Origin of the sequence: Kitasatospora sp. NPDC059812 (genome assembly GCF_042732075.1) — a bacterium.
Classification (GTDB): Bacteria; Actinomycetota; Actinomycetes; order Streptomycetales; family Streptomycetaceae; genus Kitasatospora.
The window spans coordinates 34,485-38,906 of record NZ_JBHWIO010000084.1 but is presented as its reverse complement, the minus strand read 5'-3'; the positions used below and the strand labels follow the sequence as shown (position 1 = coordinate 38,906).

The window sequence follows — 4,422 nt, the reverse complement described above, 5'->3', positions numbered from 1 at the left end:
CGCCCGCGCCCGCCGGCGCGGGGCGGGTGGGGCGGGGGCGGTGGGCGCGCCGCCGCGGGGGGGGGGGGGGCGCGGGGGCGCGGGCCGCCCCCCCCCCCCCCCCCAGCGGTTCACCCTGCCGCTGACCTGGCAGGTGATCCGCCCCGACACTCGGCCCAAGCTCAGGGACCCGCTGGTACAGGACTCCTACCAGCGCTTCTTCACCCGCACCCTCGACAACTTCGAGGCGCAGTACGAGGGGCGCCCCTACCGGATCGGCCGGGCCTGGGAGGATTTCGACGACGTGGAGGCCGCCGAACTGCCCACCCAGCGGCTGACCGAGGCCGCCCGGATGGTCCGGACCGTCACCTCCCAGGCCCTGACCGCGCCGACCCCGCCGGGACGACTGGGTCCGGACGGCTTCTGGCACGTCACGCCCGGTGACACCGCCCCGGCCCGCTCCCCCCTGCTGGACGAGTTCCGCGAGTCGCTGCGCCCGGCCGTCGCCGGCTTCTGGCAGGGGCTGCGCGAGGCCGCGGCCCGGGACCGGCGGTCGAGGCAGGCCCCGTGAGGGCGTGCGTCACCGGCGCCAGCGGGCTCGTCGGGTCCCAGGTGGTGCGCGCGCTGCTCGCCGCCGGCCACGAGGCGCGGGCGGTGGTGCGGCGCAGCAGCGACCTCCGGCAGTTGCACGGCCTCGACGTGCCCCTGGTCAACGCGGACCTGCGCGACCCGCTCAGCCTGCGGCCCGCGTTCGAGGACTGCGACACGGTGTTCCACTGCGCCGCCGTCTTCGCCTACTGGGACACCAGCCGGGAGGAACTGGCCAGGGCCAACGTGGAAGGCACCTGCGAGGTGCTGCGGGCGGCGGCGGAGGCCGGGGTCCGGCGGGTCGTGGTGACCTCGTCCTCCATCGCCTGCGGCTCGTCGGGCGGACCGGTGGCCCGGGACGAGGAGTGGACGCCCGGAGCGGAGTACCTGCCGGACTACTTCGTCACCAAGCTGGAGCAGGAACGAACGGCGTTCGCCCTGGGCGCCGAACTCGGCCTGGAGGTGGTGGCGGCCTGCCCGACCATCGTGGTCGGCGGGCCCGACTGGCGGCTGGTGCCCAGCAACGCGCTGATCACCCGGTACCTGGCCGATTCGCTGCGCACCACCTATCCGGGCGGCTGCAACATCGTCTCCGTCCGGGACGTCGCGGCCGGCCACGTGCTGCTCGCCGAGCACGGCCGGCCCGGGGAGCGCTACCTGCTCGGCGGCGAGAACTGGGCGTGGCGGACCATCCACCAGACCGTCTCCGAGCTGTGCGGCACCCGTGGACCGTGGGCCACCGCCAGCCACACCGGCGCGTACCTGGCGGCGACGCTGGGGGAGATCCGCGCGGTGCTGACCGCCAAGGCCCCGGCGACCACCCGGGCGGAGGCCCGGACGATGGGCCGCTTCTACTGGTACCGGCACGACAAGGCCGCGGGCCTCGGCTACCGGCCGAGGCCCGCGCGGCAGGCGCTGGTCGAGGCTCTGGGCTGGCTGGTGACCAGTCCACACCTGTCGGACCGGGTCAGGTCCGGGCTGCGGCCGCATCCCGAGGTGACGGGCGCGCGGGAGCTGCTTCCCCGTCCGCTGGAGGACGGCGGCCCGGCAGCGGGCTGACCGTCACTGCTTCGGGTTCCTGGAGCGGGAGGAGCGGGCGGGCTTCCCGCCGGTGCCGGTATCGGTGTCGTCGGCGCCGGTGTCGGTCTCGGTGCCGCCGGTGTCGTCGGCGCCGGTGTCGGTGTCGGTGTCGTTGGTGTCGTCGTTGGTGTCGTCGTTGGTGTCGTCGCTGGTGTCGTCGCTGGTGTCGTCGCTGTCCGTGGTGTCGGGGCCGCCGCCTTGCGCGGCCCTGCGGAGGTGGTCGCGCAGGCGCTGCTCGTGCTCCCGGGTGACCTCCGCCACCCGCTGGGCGTAGTCGATGCCGAGGCCGCTCAGTTCCAGGGCGAACCTCAGGTCCTCGTCGGCGACGAACTTCCAGTACTCGCTGTAGACCTCGCCCCAGGCGAGCCTGCCGGTGGCCAGCCCGGCCGTCAGCTCCGCCCAGTCGCCCCACATCGCGGTCTGGAGCTCGGCGACCGTGGCCGCGGTGGCCCGGAGGTGCTCCCAGCCCGCATGGAGTTCGTCGTTCAACTGTTCGGGGGTCTCGGGGCTCATGGGAACTCCTCAGGTCGGGTTTCCGGTACGGGCCGGCGGCGGGCTCAGCAGGGTGCTGTGGTGGAACCCCAGGCGGGGATCGGTCCAGACCGGCAGCTCGGGAAGGTGGGTGCGCAGTTCCGGCATCTCGACCCGCAGCCGCACGGTGTTCGCCGGGTAGTCGTACACGGTGATCGTGTTGAGCCCCCGGTTGGCGGTGAACAGCAGCGTCTGGTCGGCGGAGAGCTGGCAGGCGTAGACACCGTCGATGAGCGTGCCGCGGGTGACCCGCAGGGCGCCGACGAAGTGCTTGCTGCTCGGACCGGGCGAGCCCCGGGTGAAGGCGTCGGTGACCTGCCGCGCCGCCTGCCGGGCGGAGCGCAACTGCGCCGCCAGGCGCGGGCGTTCGTCGATCACGCGGTACGAGGCGAAGTCGGCGAGGTCGATCATGACGATGGTGCCGCTGCCGCCGTTGCAGTAGATCAGCTCGCGGTCGGAGACGCAGACGTCCGAGTTGATGTGCGCGGGGAAGGTCTGCCCGCACGCCCAGTGCCGCAGGATCTGCCCGGACTCGGCGTCGATCTCGTACACGTACTCCTTGAAGTAGGCCATGGCCCACTCGTGCCAGTCCCGGCCCTCCTGCGGCAGTACGCGGAAGGACAGCGCGTAGAACCGCTCGTCGCTCGGGTGGCAGGCCACGTGCCAGCAGGTCGTCGGCAGCCGCACCCGCCGGGCGACGCGCTTCTCCAGGTCGAAGATGCCGACCTCGGCCGCTTCGCCCCGGCCCGGGTGGTCCATCCCGCCGTAGACGAGGTACCGACCGGAGGCGGTGCGCTTCATGGCGTGCGGGAGCTTCAGCAGGTGGTCACCGATGCGCTGGGCCCCGGTCGGGCGGTCGAGGTCCATCAGCCACAGACCGTCACCGATCGCGGTGATGCCGTGGGTACCGTCCAGCCACACCATGTGGGTGCTGCTCTTGATCGCGGCGTCCGGGGGTTCGAACCGCAGGGTGGAGACCCGCTCGCTCTCGTCCAGGGACTGGACGTCGTAGAAGAGCAACTGCTGCCCGGCGTTGCCGAGGAACCCGAACCTCCGGTCGGGGGTGACGCTGACGGCATGGCCGCCGGACACGCCGTCGTAGTACCGCACCCGGTAGGAGTACTCGCCGCTGTCCGGGTCGTAGCGGAAGACGCAGACGCCGGCCGCGCCCTCCAGGCCGTTCATGCCGTTCCCGTCCAGGGCGATGTGGAAGGCGTAAGGGTGTGTGCCCATCTGTTTCCTGGCCTCCATTGATCATCGTACGAGGAGCGCGGTTTGATCGCATGTCGTCCGTGTGGAGCAAAATTGGGAATTTTTCTGACGAACTTCCCAGGCTTCGAGGCGAAGCGATTGTGACACGGCAATCGTTCACGGAGCCGCTCCGCCGCCCTAGCCGGCCGCCGCGTTGAGAGTGCGTATGCGACCCATTCGTGCGAACCTGTGGAGGTGATTCCGCAGCCGCGCTCTGACCTTGGGTAATCACTCTCCATCCAGTCGCAGAGACTCCTCACGGAAAGAAAGGCTGATCTCCATGATGCCTGCAGAACCGACGACCGCACCGGCGCGCGAAGAACCGATCAACACACCCTCAGTTCCGGCGACCAAGGTGACCGTCACGCAGGAAAGTGCTCCCATCGGCCCCGCCAACGACCCGGGATTTCATCTTTTCACTGTTTCGCTGCGCGTAACAGAACCGAAGGACGCTCAATGGGATAAGCAGACGGTGACCTGCCAGTTCAAGAGCCCGACCGGCTGGGAATGGGTCGATTGGGCGAACTACTACTGGTACAACGACCAGACGTACGCAGTCAACGGACTCAAAACCGTCTCACCGGCACCGCCCATCAAAGACGGCGTGCTGACCATCGAGTTGGACGCGAGTCTGAACACGACCTCGACGGACAGCAACCGCCTGTGCTTCACCCTGTTGATCAAGCCGACGAGCGGGGCCACCGGTACGCAAAAAGACGGGAAGGCGACCATCAGGGTGAAGGGCCAGAACCTGCTCCCGGTGGAATGCCAGCTCTGGGCCATCGTCCCCTAGTGACCCGCAGGAACGTCGGCTGGAACCCGCAGCTCGACAAGGCTGGCGGGGTTCTGGCGAGCCGAGTGTGGCCCCGGTAGAGGGCGCGGGGCGAAGGACGAACGCCGAAGGGGGGGGGGGGGCCCCCGGCGGGCCCCCCCCCGCCGGGGGGGTGTTGGGGGGGGGGGGGTTTTAAAGACCACAAAGGGTTTTGTTAGCAC

General features: G+C 70.6%; 5 protein-coding genes. 3 read left to right on the top strand and 2 right to left on the bottom strand.

Features of this window, described 5'->3' with window-relative positions:
• The first annotated feature begins 133 nt into the window (after positions 1 to 133).
• Both ACFV6D_RS31050 and ACFV6D_RS31045 read left to right on the top strand, forming a co-directional pair.
• Positions 134 to 550 (top strand): hypothetical protein, encoded by a 417-nt coding sequence (locus ACFV6D_RS31050; RefSeq protein WP_380562097.1) that lies wholly within the window; start codon positions 134 to 136, stop codon positions 548 to 550.
• Positions 547 to 1,626: an NAD-dependent epimerase/dehydratase family protein gene (locus tag ACFV6D_RS31045; RefSeq protein WP_380562095.1), complete on the top strand. Its 1,080-nt coding sequence runs from the start codon at positions 547 to 549 to the stop codon at positions 1,624 to 1,626. The genes ACFV6D_RS31050 and ACFV6D_RS31045 overlap by 4 nt, the downstream gene beginning before the upstream one ends.
• A gap of 3 nt (positions 1,627 to 1,629) precedes the next feature.
• Here the strand turns inward: ACFV6D_RS31045 and ACFV6D_RS31040 are convergent, their stop codons facing one another.
• Complete coding sequence (locus ACFV6D_RS31040) at positions 1,630 to 2,160, bottom strand: hypothetical protein (protein ID WP_380562093.1); 531 nt, start codon at positions 2,158 to 2,160, stop codon at positions 1,630 to 1,632.
• A gap of 9 nt (positions 2,161 to 2,169) precedes the next feature.
• Positions 2,170 to 3,411: a hypothetical protein gene (locus ACFV6D_RS31035; RefSeq protein WP_380562091.1), complete on the bottom strand. Its 1,242-nt coding sequence runs from the start codon at positions 3,409 to 3,411 to the stop codon at positions 2,170 to 2,172.
• A 298-nt stretch (positions 3,412 to 3,709) separates the two neighbouring features.
• Here ACFV6D_RS31035 and ACFV6D_RS31030 point away from each other — a divergent pair, with 298 nt between their 5' ends.
• Positions 3,710 to 4,222, top strand: a complete 513-nt coding sequence (locus tag ACFV6D_RS31030) for a hypothetical protein (RefSeq protein WP_380562089.1) — start codon at positions 3,710 to 3,712, stop codon at positions 4,220 to 4,222.
• Positions 4,223 to 4,422 lie beyond the last annotated feature (200 nt).